Here is a 16,225-nt window from a genome sequence, read left to right as displayed (position 1 = left end):
TAAAGCTCAGGTGACCTCATAGGGTAGGGTTCCGCGGGTATGAGTGTCGATGGACAGGCGACGTTCCAGCGGAGGAACTGACCGTTGGTGGCAGTTCTGGCGTTCGCAGATCCGGCACGAGATACCTATGGGCTCGTAGGCACTGGCGTTTGAGATATCCAGATTGTCCGCATAAACCAACGCTTCAGCGTGGCGGACCTCGCATCCCAGCGCAATCGCATAGCGCCGGACAGGCGCTCCGTACGAACCGCCCGATTTCGAAACATCCCGCGCCAGCGAGATATAGCGGACCCCGTCCGGGGTTTCGGCAAGCTGCCGCAGGAAGTGACCCGGAGTTTCAAAGGCGCGGTGCACATTCCACAACGGGCACGCACCGCCAAAGCGCGCAAATTGCAGGCGCGTGGCGGAGTGGCGTTTTGTGATCGTTCCGGCCTGATCCACCCGAACAAAGAAAAATGGTATCCCCTTTGCACCGGGGCGCTGCAGTGTCGAAAGCCTGTGGGCCACCTGTTCGATGGATGCTCCAAAACGATTGCTGAGCAATTCCAAATCATGGCGGTAAAGCTGGGCTGCACTGAGAAATTCGCCATAAGGCATCAGAGAGGCGCCAGCGAAATAATTCGCCAGGCCGATCTTCGCAATCGCGCGCGCCTCATCACTGTGAAATTTGGCGAAATCCAGTGTCGCTTCAAGCAGCTTGTCCTGATTGATTAGGGATACCTGCAAGAGCAGCTGAAACACTTGTGTTTGCGGTGCAATCCGTGATGACAGCAGCAATGTTTTGCTATCCGCATCGTATTTCCGGGTTTCTTCGATATCCGGGAACTGAACGCGAATACCGTTTTCACCCAAGCTTTCGATTGCGGCGGCGCGAATTCCGCCTTTGTCCTGGGCGCGGCCAGAAAATCGTTCTGCGGCCCGGTCAACCGCGTCTATGTAGTTGTCGCAATAATGGAAAAAGTCTCGCACTTCTTCCCAGGGGCTGGCCTGAATCTGTGCGTCTTCACGTCCCAGGGCTTCGTCCAGCGAGGCCAGCCTTTCATGCGTCTGGCGATACGTGCGGTGCAGGGCGATAAACGCTCGGGCCATTGCGGGGGCGTTTGAAGCTGTTAGGCGCAGATCAGCGAGCGGTGGCATGGCGTCATCAAACACGGGGTCCGCCAGCGCCTCGCGCAGGTCTGAGACCAGACGTTCGCTGTCGCCAGTGCTAAGTTCGGTCACGTCCATGCCGAATTCCTGCGCCAGAGCCAGAACAACCGTGGTCGAGATCGGGCGGTTGTTATTCTCCATCTGGTTCAGATAGGGAAGCGAAACCCCCAGTTTGGCTGCGAATTCCTTTTGTGTCAGCGTCAGGCGCGTGCGCATTTCACGCAGTTTTGCACCAGCATAGAGCTTTTGGGTCGCCATGGCGTACCTTTGCAACTTTTCTAATCTTGAACGCTAGCTTTGCAAACCGTCCTGCGCAAGGCGTGTTACAGGCCCAAATACCGTTCGCGCCGGATCACGATGGCAATAGCAACGATGGCAAATGTTGCAGAGGCCAACATCAGCCACAGCAGCGGCATCGCGCCTGTTTCATGGGTTAGTATTGCGCCCGTGAGCGCGCTCAGGCCAGCTCCGCCGCCCAGCATGATGGCCCCGCTCAGCCCAGATGCTGTCGCGGCCAGGTGCGGGCGGACGGACAGTGCGCCTGAAGTTGCGTTTGGAATGGTCATACCATTGCCCACACCAACAATGGTCATGAACCCAAAGAAGCTGAGAACCGAGCCGAAGCCCGTAAGGAACACGATAGTCGACAGTGCAACGCCGGTTGCGTTCATCCAGCACCCCCAAAGAACCATCCGGTTCACGCCAAAGCGGACAGAGAACCTGCCGCTGAAGAAGTTGCCGAAGAAATAACCCACCGCAGGGGCGCCGAAGTAAATGCCCAGTTCTGACGCTGTTAGGCCGAACAGTTCAGTCCCGACGAAAGGCGCGCCGCCCAGATAGGCGAAAAAAGCGCCCGACGACAGGGCTGAGGCCATGGAATAGCCCCAGAACCGAGGGGATCTGAGCAATTCCGGGTATTCACGAAACTGCTGCAGCAAGGTCAGCCCGCTTTTGCGGGATGTTTCTCCGAAGTCGGAATAGGTCAGCATTAGCGCCAGTAGGCCCAGCCCGAAAGGAAGCCAGAAATTTGCCTTCCAGCCAAAGCTCTCTTCCAGAAAGCCGCCGATGGCAGGGCCGATCATTGGAACAATGGCCATTCCCATGGTGACATAGCCGATCATTGAAGCGGCTTGATCTGCTTCGTAAAGGTCTCGCACCGCTGCGCGGCTAAGGACCATTCCAACTGCTACGACCGCTTGAAACATCCTGAAGGCCAGAAATACTTCGGCGTTCGGGGAGTAGATGCAACCCAGTGTCGCAATCAGAAACAGAACCAATCCCCATAGAATAACCGGCCTGCGGCCAACCTTATCTGCGATGGGGCCGATCAGAATTTGGATTACTGCGCTGATCATCAGATACAGAGCGATCGACAGCTGCATGACTTTGTAGTCTGCGTCAAAATACGCGGCCATATTGGGCAGGCTGGGAAGGAAAAGATTCAAGCTCAGTGCTGACAGCCCGGATAGCATCACAAGTGTGGCAATGGTGGGGGGCGAACGACGCGCTGGCGAAAAAGTAAACTGCATGGTTCACATGTATAGTGACGGTTTTTGGGATTGCCATCCGTGACCGTGTCTCAGTGCGAAACTTTGCATGTTTACAATTACCCGGAACTATCTTTTCAAAGATTTGCAAATTTGCCGAATGACGCTTTGGTCTGAACGAAACTAAGTATAGTGTCGCGCCAAATTTCAAAGGGGATCATCGTTATGAAAGACATCCTTTCCGAGCTTGAAGGCCGCCGCAACGATGCACGGCTGGGGGGTGGGCAAAAACGTATTGATGCGCAGCATGCGCGGGGAAAGCTGACCGCACGCGAACGCATAGAGCTGTTGGTGGATGAAGGCAGTTTCGAAGAATTCGACATGTTTGTCAGCCATCGCTGCACGGATTTCGGGATGGAAAATCAAAAGCCTGCAGGCGATGGTGTCGTCACCGGATGGGGCACAATCAATGGTCGTATGGTCTATGTCTTCAGCCAGGATTTCACCGTTTTCGGCGGGTCTCTGTCGGAAACCCACGCGCAGAAAATCTGCAAGATCATGGACATGGCAATCCAGAATGGTGCTCCGGTGATCGGCATCAACGATTCGGGTGGTGCGCGAATCCAGGAAGGTGTGGCCTCGCTTGCGGGTTATGCCGAGGTGTTCCAGCGTAACATCATGGCCTCGGGCGTGGTTCCGCAGATCAGTGTGATCATGGGCCCCTGCGCCGGTGGCGCCGTCTACAGTCCGGCGATGACCGACTTTATCTTTATGGTCAAAGACACCTCGTACATGTTTGTGACGGGCCCCGATGTCGTCAAGACAGTCACCAATGAGGTTGTAACCGCCGAAGAGCTGGGCGGTGCATCGACCCATACCAAGAAATCTTCGGTTGCCGACGGTGCATTCGAAAATGATGTCGAAGCACTGGCCGAAGTGCGCCGTCTTGTCGATTTCCTACCGTTGAACAACAAGGAAAAACCGCCCGTTCGTCCCTTCTTTGACGAGCCGGGCCGGATTGAGGCTTCGCTGGATACGTTGATTCCGGACAACCCGAACACGCCTTATGACATGAAAGAACTCATTGCCAAAGTGGCGGACGAGGGTGATTTTTACGAAATTCAAGAAGATTACGCCAAGAACATCATCACGGGCTTTATCCGTCTGGAAGGTCAGACCGTAGGTGTTGTAGCCAACCAGCCGATGGTGCTGGCCGGCTGTCTGGATATCGACAGCAGCCGAAAAGCCGCGCGCTTCGTCCGGTTCTGTGATTGCTTTGAAATTCCGATTTTGACACTGGTCGACGTGCCGGGCTTTTTGCCGGGAACCTCGCAGGAATATGGCGGTGTGATCAAACATGGCGCAAAACTGCTGTTTGCCTATGGCGAGGCGACCGTTCCGAAGGTCACAGTGATCACCCGAAAGGCCTATGGCGGTGCCTATGACGTGATGGCATCCAAACATCTGCGTGGCGATTTCAACTATGCCTGGCCCACCGCCGAGATCGCGGTGATGGGGGCCAAAGGCGCGACCGAAATCATCCACCGTGCCGATCTGGGCGATGCCGAGAAAATCGCACAGCACGCTCAGGACTATGAGGACCGGTTCGCCAATCCGTTTGTGGCTGCGGAACGTGGATTCATTGATGAGGTGATCATGCCGCATTCGACCCGCCGCCGCGTATCGCGAGCTTTTGCAAGCTTGCGTAACAAGCAACTGAAAAACCCCTGGAAAAAGCACGATAACATTCCGCTGTAAGCTGAAGGTCGCGGGGCAGGTGCTCTGGTGTGCCTGCCTCTCGGCACGTTGGTGTAAAGACCACCAAACGGCGAATTTGACTTTGAGAGCAAAGCTGCTAAATGAAATGCCTTATTGGACATAGAAAAGCGCGAGCCAGTAGGCATGCGCGCGCGATCCCGGAGAGAGGAGCTCGCCTTTGGTGGGTCTGGGATCGCGCCTTATGTCTGGCAATTCTCTGTCTTGGTTCGCCTACATTCGCTGAAGCATTGGTGCCGGTGCCCTCTGGGCAGCCTGTACATCTGAACGACGTCCTGCTGGACAACAATCCGGGCGAGTTATGGCTGCGCTTTCGGTTCATCGCGCCAAAGATCGGCTCGGATGTGGGACGCATTGGATATGATGTCGCCACGATCGACATGGAGCACCTGTGTCAGACGCTGGCCGTGGCCTATGTCGCGCACCACAAGCTGGAACCAGCCAGGGTTGTGATTTCCCTGTCGAACAAGCCGATAGATTTTGGCCATACCGCGCCGGATGCCACGCAGTTCTTCGAAGCGTATCTTCTGCAGGATTCCCAATGTGTCTGGGACGGAGGGATTTGAGAATGGTTGTCAATTACCACAATTTCTGTGCATTCCCCTTCGCCTCAAAGGACCTTAGCGAAGAGGCGCTGAAATGTTGAAACATCGCGGATTTCCCGGCCGTCTGACCGGGACGGATTATCAATTCACTATCAGACGGGCCAACCCAAAGGGTGTTACCCCACTGACAACGCGTGAACGGTTCCGGGATCGTAAACCTGCTGATCGTCGCGCGGATGCAGCGTTTATCGAGGCCTTGTGGGAGCATTTTGGCGACCAGCCATTCGAACGTGGCAATCTGGATGCCGGTCGCCTGAGCTGGTTTTTCGGGCGTGAGGTCATTCCGGCGGAGGATCCGTTTGACCCCGCCAGCTATGATGCATTGCTGGTCATTGATCCGAGCGTGGCCAGAGCCTCGTTTCCTGACATTTTCGGCGGGGATAGCTGAAGGTGATCGACGTCGTCGCACATAAACGCCTTGAAAATTCCAACAGGGTTTCTTTGCCCCGGTTGGGCCAAGAAGGATATGTGCGCTGTGCAGATCGGGCGCGTGACAATCGCGCAAAATACCTGAGGGAAAGGGCGCAAACTACTGATTCTATGGCGTGTATCACCCGTGGCTTGGTGGCGGGAGAACCATCAAGGCTTGGGCAGGAAAAAGGCCAGTCGGCGGGGGTTGGCCGCGGCGACTTAGGATCAAATTCTTCAGGTCATGTGATCTCAGGTAGTGTTGATAAAACAAAGGTTTGCGTAACTGTCGGGGCGCGAATTTCACCCTGCTCAACCAAAGTTCACGCGAGCGGAATCGGCGCGTTTCTGCGCGATATTTCGCTGAATGGGCAGATTCTGGCCGGAAATTTCACCACTGGCCAATCCCGGTTTGCAGGTGCAACCGGGCCGTGCATGGTGAGCGGGTCGTGCGGCTCTACTTTGCCTGCGTCGCACGCGCACCTACTATTCCGTACCCCTTCCTTCCGCGGGCAGGCTTGTGGTTTTCACAATGTCCTGCCCGCGTTTTTCTTTGTGCAAATTTCAGTCATTGGATGGCATAAAACTGCGCAAATGGGCATTTCGGTACGCTCGTTATTGAATAACAGTGGCGATTTCCCGCATCTGGCTCTGAAATTGTTAAAAAACCAAAAAGGGCAGACATCATGCGAATCTCGAAAGTCATTCTTGCAATGGCGACCTGTGCAGGGCTCGCGGCGTGCGGAGACTCGACCGGCGAGCAGGCGTTGCTTGGCGGCGGAGCCGGCGCCGTTGGCGCGGCAGTCGTCAGTGCCGACCCGCTATTGGGTGCCGTGGTCGGCGCGGCAGGCAACGTGCTTTACTGCAAGACCCAGAACAACTGTAGATAACGAAATCTTCGGGGCCCCCGTCGCCCCGACCGTCATCGCGCGACACGCCGTCGTGGGGCCATTGCCCCGCGGCGGCGTTTTGCGTTTCCAGAACTTCAAGACAGAGGACGTTCCATGTTCAACAAGATCCTGATCGCCAACCGGGGCGAGATCGCCTGCCGGGTTATCAAAACCGCCCGCAAGATGGGCATCGGCACGGTCGCCATCTATTCTGACGCGGACAAGAACGCCCTGCATGTATCGATGGCGGATGAGGCGGTGCATATTGGCCCACCGCCTGCAAACCAGTCCTATATCGTCATCGACCGGGTGATGGAGGCAATCCGTCAGAGCGGCGCGCAGGCGGTTCACCCGGGGTATGGTTTTCTGTCGGAAAACTCGAGATTCGCCCAAGCTCTGGATGCCGAAGGCGTGGCCTTTATCGGCCCTCCGGTCGGTGCGATTGAAAGCATGGGTGACAAGATCACCTCTAAAAAGATCGCGCAAGAGGCCGGCGTCTCTACGGTTCCGGGCTATATGGGCCTGATCGAAGACGCCGACGAGGCCGTCAAGATTTCGAATGAGATCGGATATCCGGTCATGATCAAGGCCAGTGCTGGCGGCGGTGGCAAGGGTATGCGGATCGCATGGACCGACGACGAGGCGCGCGAAGGGTTCCAGTCCTCCAAGAACGAGGCCGCGAATTCCTTTGGAGATGACCGGATTTTCATCGAGAAATTCGTGACCCAACCCCGTCACATCGAGATTCAGGTTCTGTGCGACAGCCATGGTAATGGCATCTATCTGGGCGAACGCGAATGCTCGATTCAGCGCCGAAACCAGAAGGTTGTGGAAGAGGCGCCATCGCCTTTCCTGGACGAGGCGACACGCAAGGCGATGGGCGAACAGGCGGTGGCCTTGGCCAAGGCTGTGGATTATGCGAGCGCTGGCACGGTCGAGTTTATCGTTGATGGTGACAAGAACTTCTATTTTCTGGAAATGAACACACGCCTGCAGGTGGAACACCCGGTGACCGAACTGATCACCGGTGTCGATCTGGTCGAACAGATGATCCGCGTCGCGGCCGGTGAGAAGTTGTCGATCTCCCAGGACGATGTCACACTGACCGGCTGGGCGATTGAAAACCGTTTGTATGCCGAAGATCCTTATCGTGGCTTCTTGCCGTCCATTGGTCGTTTGACGCGCTACCGCCCGCCGCAGGAAACTGCCGCTGGTCCGCTGTTGGTAAATGACAAATGGCAGGGTGAGGCCCCCAGCGGAGAGGCCGCCGTTCGCAACGATACTGGCGTCTATGAAGGCGGCGAGATCAGTATGTATTACGATCCGATGATCGCCAAGCTCTGCACCTGGGCCCCGACCCGTGATCAAGCGATTGAGGCGATGCGAGTGGCGCTGGACAGTTTCGAGGTCGAAGGCATCGGGCACAATCTGCCGTTCCTGTCGGCAGTGATGGATCACCCGATCTTCATCAAGGGCGAGATGACTACCGCGTTCATCGAAGAACAGTACCCCGATGGGTTCCAGGGCGTAGAGCTGCCCGAGGCTGACCTGCGCCAGATCGCAGCTTCCTGCGCCGCCATGCACCGGGTGGCTGAGATTCGCCGCACCCGTGTATCGGGCCGGATGGACAACCATGAACGCAAGGTCGGCAAACGCTGGGTCGTGACCCTGCAGGGCCAGGAATACGCAGTTCAGGTGAATGCCGATAAAGAGGGCGCGACGGTCAAATTCGAAGACGGCGCGACATTGCGCGTGGCCTCGGAGTGGACGCCGGGCGACCAACTGGCGGTGCTGGACATAGACGGTAGCCCGCTGGTTCTGAAGGCCGACAAAATCTCGGGCGGGTTCCGGATCCGCAACCGGGGCGCGGATATGAAGGTGCATGTGCGCCGTCCGCGTCAGGCGGAACTGGCCAAGCTGATGCCCGAGAAACTGCCGCCGGATACGTCGAAACTGCTGCTCTGCCCGATGCCTGGCCTGATCGTAAAGGTCGATGTCGAAGTGGGCCAAGAAGTGCAGGAAGGTCAGGCGCTGTGCACCATCGAGGCGATGAAGATGGAAAACATCCTGCGCGCCGAGAAAAAAGGCACCGTTGCCAAGATCAACGCAGGCCCCGGCGACAGCCTCGCCGTGGATGATGTGATCATCGAGTTTGAATGATCATGACCACGCGTTTGACATATCCTGCAAGGGAACCGGCGGTCGCCGACGGGGCCGTCGGGTATGGGAAACCCGTTCAGCCGCCCTCACGCCGTTCACGGATTTCGCGTTGGCGCAGGGGGGTCTTGTCGATGGAGCGACCGATTTCACGCACGCTCCAAGGGGAAGGTTTGCGCAGTTTGACCACGCCGTCCTTGTCGACAAACACCATCTGGAACCCGCGCGGGCGTAGTTTTGACCGGATGGGCGAGCGGGCGTCAGGGTCAGTGTCGATCAGAACGACCACATCGCGGTCGCGCATGACGTCCTCCCCTTCCAAAAGCATGTCGACCTGCTGCTGGAATCGCGGGTCAGCAGGTGTATCGGCAAAGACAACAATGGGCCGCTTGATCCACAGATATTCGCTGAGCTCGCTATCCCCCACAGGGCGGACAAATTCATCGTCAGCCGGGGCTGCCCCGTCAGCTGCAAGGGCCGCCAGTGGAAATAGCGCCGAAAAAACAAAGGCTAGCGTTCGTGTCATTGGGCCTCCTGTTGGATTGAATATAGTCCCTGTGCGCACGAATGCGACCAGCGAAATGCACGCAGCCCATAAAATATTGCGTCCCATCCAATTCCAATGGGCGCAACCACGGATGATAACGCGCGGGCCACGCCCTTGCGCGACCCGAATTGAGAAAAGGATATCGCAATGACCAATAGGAAAGACTGGCAGGCGCTGGCCGAGAAAGAGCTGCGCGGTCGCCCGTTGGACGACCTGACAAAAGAGACGCTGGAAGGCATCGCCGTCAAGCCACTCTATACACAGGAAGATACGGCTGATCTGCCGCATATGGACTCCATGCCCGGGTTTGGGCCGTTCACGCGCGGGGTAAAGGCGACAATGTATGCCGGTCGTCCTTGGACGATCCGCCAATATGCGGGGTTTTCCACCGCCGAAGAATCGAATGCCTTCTACCGTCGCAATCTGGCGGCGGGTCAGCAGGGGGTCTCGGTGGCTTTCGATCTGGCCACGCACCGCGGATATGACAGCGACCACCCACGCGTTGTCGGCGATGTGGGCAAGGCCGGTGTGGCCATCGACAGCGTAGAGGACATGAAAATCCTGTTCGACGGCATCCCGTTGGACAAGGTCTCGGTCTCGATGACCATGAACGGTGCCGTGGTTCCTATCCTGGCAAGTTTCATTGTAGCGGGTGAGGAACAGGGCCACGACAAATCCGTCCTGTCCGGCACTATTCAGAATGACATTCTGAAAGAATTCATGGTGCGTAACACCTATATCTACCCGCCTGAGCCTTCGATGAAGATCATCTCGGACATCATCGAATATACGTCGAATGATATGCCCAAATTCAACTCGATCTCAATCTCGGGCTATCACATGCAAGAGGCCGGGGCGAACCTGGTGCAGGAGCTGGCCTATACGCTGGCTGATGGGCGCGAATACGTTCGTGCAGCGACACAGGCCGGAATGGATGTCGACAAATTCGCTGGTCGCTTGTCGTTCTTTTTTGCCATTGGCATGAATTTCTTCATGGAAATTGCCAAGCTGCGTGCGGCCCGTACCCTTTGGCATCGGGTGATGACCGATTTCGGCGCGAAATCCGAGCGCTCTAAGATGCTGCGGACCCATTGCCAGACCTCGGGCGTGTCGCTGCAAGAACAAGACCCCTATAACAACGTGATCCGCACCGCCTATGAGGCGATGAGTGCGGTTCTGGGCGGCACCCAATCGCTGCATACTAACGCCTTGGACGAGGCGATTGCGCTGCCCACCGATTTCTCTGCTCGCATTGCACGGAACACGCAGCTGGTGCTGCAAGAGGAAACCGGGGTGACCGATGTGGTCGATCCGCTAGCCGGGTCTTTCTATGTCGAAAGCCTGACCAATGAGCTGGTCGAAAAAGCCTGGGCTCTTATGGAAGAGGTCGAGGAAATGGGCGGCATGACCAAGGCCGTTGCATCCGGCATGCCAAAGCTTCGGATAGAAGAAAGCGCCGCCCGACGGCAGGCGATGATCGACCGGGGTGACGAGGTAATCGTCGGCGTCAACAAGTACCGCAAGGAACGGGAAGACCCGATAGACATTCTGGATGTCGACAACGTGGCTGTCCGCGAGGCGCAGGTGGCACGTCTGGAACGCATCCGTGCCACGCGCGATGAGGCTGCCTGCCAAATGGCGCTGGACACCCTGACGACCACCGCCCGCGATGGCGGCAACCTGCTGGCCGCTGCTGTCGAAGCCGCCCGTGCCCGCGCATCCGTAGGAGAGATCAGCATGGCAATGGAAAAGGAATTTGGTCGCCACCGCGCCGAGGTCAAAACGCTGGCCGGTGTTTATGGGGCCGCCTATGAGGGCGACGAAGGCTTTGCCGCCATCCAGAAGTCCATTGAGGATTTTGCTGAGGCCGAAGGCCGTCGCCCGCGCCTGCTGGTTGTCAAGATGGGGCAGGACGGGCATGACCGGGGAGCCAAGGTGATCGCCACAGCCTTTGCCGATATCGGCTTTGACGTGGACGTTGGCCCGCTGTTCCAAACGCCGGCCGAGGCAGCACAAGACGCGGTGGACAATGACGTCCATGTCGTCGGCATTTCGTCTCAGGCAGCCGGGCACAAGACGCTGGCCCCGCAGCTGGTCGAAGAACTGAAAAAGGCCGGGGCTGAGGATATCATCGTCATCTGCGGAGGTGTCATCCCGCAACAGGATTATAAGTTCCTCTATGATCACGGGGTTAAGGCGATCTTTGGTCCGGGTACGAACATCCCAGAGGCGGCACAAGATATCCTGCGTTTGATCGGCGAAGCCAAAGATTGAACCGGCACCAAGATTTTTCGTCGAAAAATCTTGTGATCCAGCGCCTTTGAGGAAAACATACGGCCAGACCCTTGCGGTCTGGCCGTATGTCATCTGGGGGGCTCATCCGTGTTACTTGATCACTTGGCGGTTGCTGGCGAAACGCTTGAACAGGCTTCGGCTCATGTCGAACAGGCGCTGGGCGTACCCTTGCATGATGGCGGCAAGCACGAGAAATTCGGAACTCATAACCGGTTGTTGGGCCTGCGGGACGGTTTGTATCTGGAAGCCATCGCGATTGACCCCGATGCACCCAATCCGCAAAGAACCCGCTGGTTCGATCTAGATCGGTTTCAGGGCGCTCCCCGCCTGACCAACTGGATTTGCCAGGTTCCGGATATCGAGGCCTCGCTGACGGTCTTTCCTGACGGAGTCGGCCAACCGATCGACCTAAACCGTGGCGCGCTGCGTTGGCGCATGGCGGTGCCTCCCAATGGGCGCCTGCCGTTTGATAATCTTTTCCCGGCGCTGATCCAGTGGCAGGGTGACCTTCACCCGGCAAACATGCTGAACGACAGTGGCTGCCAGCTGCGCCGCCTAGTCGTCTATCACCCTGATGCGCTGGATCTCGCCAAAGCGGTGGGGCCGTTGGGGCAAGTTGAGTTCGACAGCGGTCCGGCGGCGTTGCGTGCCGAAATCGACACACCGCACGGGGTACGGGTATTGGAATGAACATCCGGCAAGCCCAGCCAGAAGATGCACCCGCTGTTGCGGCGATCTGGAATGCGATCATCCGCGATACGCTGATCACATTCACCACTGACTTGCGCAACGATGACGCCGTTGCCTTGGATATCGTCTCCAGGGGGGCGGCGTTTCTGGTGGCCGAGCGTGACGGCGTTGTTCTGGGCTTCGCAACCTATGGTGCGTTTCGGTCAGGGCCGGGCTATGCCCATACGCGTGAACACTCGATCCTGTTGGCACCGCAGGCGCGGGGCCAGGGGATAGGCCGCGCATTGTTGCAGGCCTTGGAAGCCCGCGCACAGATGGACAATGTTCATGTTCTGATTGCGGGCATTTCCTCGGCCAACCCTGCGGCCATCGCTTTCCATACGGCTGCCGGATTTACACAAGTGGGCCTGATGCCCGAGGTGGGGTTTAAATGCGGTCAGTGGTTAGATCTTGTGCTGATGCAGAAAATTCTTGCCCCGCAGTGATCTGTCGCACCTGACAGTCGCGACAGAGCGGGTTAGGGTGCGCTCATGTCGATTTGGACCCGTATATCCGATGCGCTAAGCGCGCTTGCACAGGGCGAAAGCCTGACGGCCGTGTTCGAGAAACTGCGCACGCCGCCGGAACGCTCGGTCGCCTTTGCGATTGCGGTCATCGCCCTGGGGGCTAAGATGGCCAAGGCCGACGGGCAGGTCACGCGAGACGAGGTTACTGCCTTTCGGGATGTATTCCAGATCGCGCGCGAAGATGAGGCCGGTGCAGCTCGAGTCTTTGACATGGCGCGCACCGATGTCGCCGGGTATCAGGAATATGCCAGCAAAATTGCCTATATGTTCGCAGAAGACAGCACCACCTTGTGCGACCTGATGGAGGGGCTGTTTCATATCGCAATGGCTGACGGGTTTTATCATCCCAACGAAAATAAGTTTCTGGAAGATGTCAGCCGGATATTCGGTCAGACCGATGCTCAGTTTCTGGCCTTACGCGCACGGTTTGTACCGGATGCACCAAAGGATCCCTATACGGTGCTGGGTGTGCCGCGGAATATGCCTCTGCCCGACATTCGTAAGGTCTGGCGACAACTTGTACGCGACACTCATCCCGACGCCATGATGTCACGAGGCGTTCCGGAAGAGGCCATTCGTCTGGCCGAAAAAAAGATGATCGACATCAATCGCGCCTGGGATGAAATCAAAGGCGCGCAGGCCTGAACCGATGCGATTGGCAACCTACAATATTGAATGGTTCGCCAATCTCTTCGACCGGCAAGACCGTTTGATCGTAGATGACAGCTGGTCCGGCAGATACAATGTCACCAAAGCTGAACAGATCGAGGCCATCGCAAAAGTGCTGACGGCGATTGATGCGGATGCCGTGCTGATTGTTGAAGCTCCGAATACTGGTAAGACGCAGAACACGGTGCGTGCGCTGCAAGGGTTTGCCGAAGCGTTCGATCTCCGCATAGGAAACGCGATCATGGGGTTTCCGAACGATACCCATCAGGAACTTGCGTTTCTTTTTGATCCTCAGATCCTGTCATTGCGCCATGATCCCAAAGGAAACAAGGAAGGAAAAGGGGCTGCCCCTCGTTTTGATGGCGTTTTCAAGATCGACCTGGATATTGATGCAACCGAGGATCATGTGCGCTTTTCCAAGCCGCCAATGGAGTTGTTAGCGCAGACGTCAGGCGGGGGGACGTTCCGCCTGATCGGAGCGCATCTGAAATCCAAAGCCCCGCATGGGGCAGAAAGCCGCGATGAGGCGATCCGGATATCCATCGCCAATCGACGCAAACAGCTTGCACAGGCTGTCTGGTTGGGGCGGCGAGTACAGGCGCATATTGCGGCTGACGAGCATGTCATCCTTTTGGGCGATCTCAACGATGGGCCGGGCTTGGATGAGTTTGAAAACCTGTTCGGGCGCTCATCTGTCGAAATCCTGTTGCAGACCGGTCTGTTCGATCCGCATGCGGTGATGGCAAATGAGGCTGAATCCGAAATCTTACCCTCGTCCGCGCGCTTTGTGCGCCGCGACAGGGCTGATCATCTTGAGGCGCTGTTGGATTATGTCATGATCAGCGAAGGGCTGCGTGTTAAGCGCCCGAAATGGCGCATATGGCATCCTTTCCAGGACCCTGCATGCTATGCCTCGCGGGACCTGCACGAGGCGCTGCTGACAGCCTCGGATCATTTCCCTGTCACGCTGGATATTGATCTGTGACCTTTCATCACCGGCGTGGGCGACTTATATCTGAAGCATGAAAAAGTTCATTTCAATATGCGTGGTCACAGCGGCCATGGGCGTTCCGGCACAGGCAGAGGACGACACAGGCAAATCCTTGATGGAACAAGGGGCTGAGTTGTTCTTTGAAGGGCTGCGTCAGGAAATGGAGCCCGCGCTTGAAGATTTGTTGGGGCTGGCAGATCAATTCGGCCCCGCGATGCAGTCGTTTTTTGAGGAAATGGGACCGGCCCTGGCGGAACTGGCCGCCGAAGTACAGGACTGGAGTGTTTATGAGGCTCCGGAAATCCTGCCGAACGGGGATATCATTATCCGCAAAAAGCCGCCCGAGCCCGAGCTTGAGCCGGAAAAACCCGAAAATGAACCCGAAGGCGAGATTGATATCTGAGGGTCAGCCTTTGATGATCAAGCGGGGTTCGGATTTCAGCGTGCTTGCCAATGAGTTCAGTCGTGCTTCGGCCACTTCGCTAAAGAGAGGGGCTGCGGCTTCTGGCAAAATCAGCTCTAGCTGACGTTTTTTAGGGTACAGCCGAAGCGTGCCCATCGTGGCTTCGTTCTGCATCCACAGCATTGCACCAAAGCGCATGGCTTTGCCCAGAATTTCGGCCTGTTCCTGATCTTTTTCGCCCAACAAGTCATAGAGAGGGGTAAACCGGTTGCCTTCACGCTTGTTGCGATACCTGTGCTGCAGGGCCAGCCCGATATAAACCCGTTCGGAATGCTTTAAACCGCCCAAGTTGGCGCGAGTTACGTAATCAAAGCAGGTTTCAGCCCGGTAATCCGGATGGGCGCGCCAACTGACATCGTGCAAAAGACACGCAGCCTTGATCAGCCTGACCCGCGCGGGCGGCGCGGATTTGAACAGAGGCATGACGAATTCGAACAGATGTTTGCCAAACCCGGGCAGGCGGGCATCTTTGGCTTCGGAAAAATAGCTGGCTTCGATCAGAGGGTCACGATCGCGCAGGATTTGTGGCATCTGTTCGTAAAGCAGGCCTTCGCGGATGCCATAGCTGGAAACGGCAATGTCCTTGGGTTTGAACGTTCGCACCAGTCGCGCAAGCACATCCATCGCATAAGGGATCAGCGCCATCCGAGAACCCGAGACGCCTGCCAGACTGCGCAGTTTTTCCGGGTCACCCTTTTCGATGAATTTGATGGTCTGATGCACCTGCTTTGTCGTCATCCGATATTCATGCAGCACGTTCAGGGGATATCCCCGGCGCAGCATGTCGAGCCTTGCAAAGGCCCGCCAGCTTCCGCCCACCAGAAACAGACGATCGCGCTGAGGGCCCATCTGGTCGCGCAGGTTTTCCATCGTCTCCTTGATTTGCGCCTTGCGCGCGCGACGACCGCCCTTGATATCCCGCAGCTTCAGCGGACCCAGGGCCGATGACAGGCGACGACCAACGTCTCCACCACCGATCTCGGCCAGCTCCATCGAGGACCCGCCGATATCACAGATCAGACCATATGCACCGGGCCAGCCCAGTAAAACGCCCTGAGCGGACAGGCGTGCCTCTTCCCCGCCGTCGATGACCGAGACCGTCAACCCGGTTAGCGCGTGAACTTCGGCGCAGAAATCCGGGCCATCCTTGGCCTCTCGCACGGCGGCGGTGGCCACGACGTGCAGCCCCGGCAGACCCAGATCGTCTGACAGCCGGGAAAAACGCTTCAACGCAGCCAGGGCACGTATCCTGCCAAGCGGGTTCAGGCGGCCGGTCTCGGACAGGCCCGCGCCAAGCTCGCACATGACTTTTTCATTGTAGAAATAGGCAGGCGATCGCGCCGCACCATCAAAGATCACCATCCTGACCGAGTTCGACCCTACATCAACAACGCCGACGCGCGACAGGGCGCGGGCCTCGGGGTTGTCAAACAACGGCTTTCCGAAAGGTCCCCAGTCGGGAATGTTGGTATCTACGGCTTGATCCATATCTCGTCCAGATATTCCAGGCTTAAGATGCGAAATCACCGGGG

15 protein-coding genes are annotated in these 16,225 nt (G+C 57.2%); 11 read left to right on the top strand and 4 right to left on the bottom strand.

Annotation, left to right across the window (positions count from 1 at the left end; genetic code table 11):
* Nucleotides 1-6: 6 nt before the first annotated feature.
* Together AC2FHX_RS10880 and AC2FHX_RS10875 are read right to left on the bottom strand one after the other, a co-directional pair.
* Entirely contained in the window at nt 7-1,407 is a 1,401-nt protein-coding gene (locus tag AC2FHX_RS10880) for a helix-turn-helix domain-containing protein (RefSeq protein WP_142636792.1), read from the bottom strand.
* 65 nt (nt 1,408-1,472) lie between these two features.
* Complete coding sequence (locus AC2FHX_RS10875; protein WP_281972733.1) at nt 1,473-2,678, bottom strand: multidrug effflux MFS transporter; 1,206 nt, start codon at nt 2,676-2,678, stop codon at nt 1,473-1,475.
* Between the two features lie 183 nt (nt 2,679-2,861).
* Between AC2FHX_RS10875 and AC2FHX_RS10870 the strand changes: the two genes are divergently transcribed.
* The 5 genes from AC2FHX_RS10870 (at nt 2,862) to AC2FHX_RS10850 (ending at nt 8,475) form a co-directional block, all read left to right on the top strand.
* Entirely contained in the window at nt 2,862-4,394 is a 1,533-nt protein-coding gene (locus tag AC2FHX_RS10870) for an acyl-CoA carboxylase subunit beta (RefSeq protein WP_142636795.1), read from the top strand.
* A 257-nt stretch (nt 4,395-4,651) separates the two neighbouring features.
* Nucleotides 4,652-4,978 carry a DUF6497 family protein gene (locus tag AC2FHX_RS10865; protein WP_271949451.1) on the top strand — a complete coding sequence of 109 codons (327 nt, stop codon included), beginning with the start codon at nt 4,652-4,654 and terminating at the stop codon, nt 4,976-4,978.
* Nucleotides 4,979-5,051: 73 nt separating this feature from the next.
* Nucleotides 5,052-5,405, top strand: coding sequence for a hypothetical protein (locus AC2FHX_RS10860; protein WP_142636799.1), 354 nt, complete (start codon nt 5,052-5,054; stop codon nt 5,403-5,405).
* 706 nt (nt 5,406-6,111) lie between these two features.
* Nucleotides 6,112-6,315, top strand: coding sequence for a hypothetical protein (locus AC2FHX_RS10855; protein WP_142636801.1), 204 nt, complete (start codon nt 6,112-6,114; stop codon nt 6,313-6,315).
* A gap of 114 nt (nt 6,316-6,429) precedes the next feature.
* Nucleotides 6,430-8,475, top strand: coding sequence for an ATP-binding protein (locus AC2FHX_RS10850; RefSeq protein WP_496690938.1), 2,046 nt, complete (start codon nt 6,430-6,432; stop codon nt 8,473-8,475).
* Nucleotides 8,476-8,551: 76 nt separating this feature from the next.
* Here the strand turns inward: AC2FHX_RS10850 and AC2FHX_RS10845 are convergent, their stop codons facing one another.
* A complete protein-coding gene (locus AC2FHX_RS10845; RefSeq protein ID WP_496690937.1) occupies nt 8,552-8,998 on the bottom strand; it encodes a DUF4174 domain-containing protein in 447 nt (148 codons plus the stop codon).
* A gap of 168 nt (nt 8,999-9,166) precedes the next feature.
* Here AC2FHX_RS10845 and scpA point away from each other — a divergent pair, with 168 nt between their 5' ends.
* The 6 genes from scpA (at nt 9,167) to AC2FHX_RS10815 (ending at nt 14,633) form a co-directional block, all read left to right on the top strand.
* Nucleotides 9,167-11,293, top strand: coding sequence for a methylmalonyl-CoA mutase (gene scpA, locus AC2FHX_RS10840; RefSeq protein WP_496690936.1), 2,127 nt, complete (start codon nt 9,167-9,169; stop codon nt 11,291-11,293).
* Between the two features lie 108 nt (nt 11,294-11,401).
* The gene (locus AC2FHX_RS10835) at nt 11,402-12,004 is read left to right on the top strand and encodes a VOC family protein (protein ID WP_271949459.1); all 603 of its coding nucleotides are present in this window, start codon (nt 11,402-11,404) and stop codon (nt 12,002-12,004) included.
* On the top strand, nt 12,001-12,489 hold the full coding sequence (locus AC2FHX_RS10830; RefSeq protein WP_271949461.1) for a GNAT family N-acetyltransferase: 489 nt from the start codon (nt 12,001-12,003) through the stop codon (nt 12,487-12,489). The genes AC2FHX_RS10835 and AC2FHX_RS10830 overlap by 4 nt, the downstream gene beginning before the upstream one ends.
* Before the next feature lie 45 nt (nt 12,490-12,534).
* The gene (locus tag AC2FHX_RS10825; protein ID WP_142636813.1) at nt 12,535-13,215 is read left to right on the top strand and encodes a molecular chaperone DjiA; all 681 of its coding nucleotides are present in this window, start codon (nt 12,535-12,537) and stop codon (nt 13,213-13,215) included.
* 4 nt (nt 13,216-13,219) lie between these two features.
* Nucleotides 13,220-14,224 carry an endonuclease/exonuclease/phosphatase family protein gene (locus tag AC2FHX_RS10820; protein WP_496701615.1) on the top strand — a complete coding sequence of 335 codons (1,005 nt, stop codon included), beginning with the start codon at nt 13,220-13,222 and terminating at the stop codon, nt 14,222-14,224.
* Between the two features lie 37 nt (nt 14,225-14,261).
* Nucleotides 14,262-14,633: a hypothetical protein gene (locus tag AC2FHX_RS10815; RefSeq protein ID WP_271949466.1), complete on the top strand. Its 372-nt coding sequence runs from the start codon at nt 14,262-14,264 to the stop codon at nt 14,631-14,633.
* A 3-nt stretch (nt 14,634-14,636) separates the two neighbouring features.
* On the opposite strand, the gene AC2FHX_RS10810 is transcribed toward AC2FHX_RS10815, so the two are convergent.
* The gene (locus AC2FHX_RS10810) at nt 14,637-16,181 is read right to left on the bottom strand and encodes a Ppx/GppA family phosphatase (protein WP_271949467.1); all 1,545 of its coding nucleotides are present in this window, start codon (nt 16,179-16,181) and stop codon (nt 14,637-14,639) included.
* Nucleotides 16,182-16,225: the final 44 nt, after the last annotated feature.

The sequence above is a fragment of the Ruegeria sp. CDSC042 genome (genome assembly GCF_059610745.1).
Note: the sequence above shows the minus strand (reverse complement) of the source record. Positions and strands in the feature narration are given on the sequence as shown.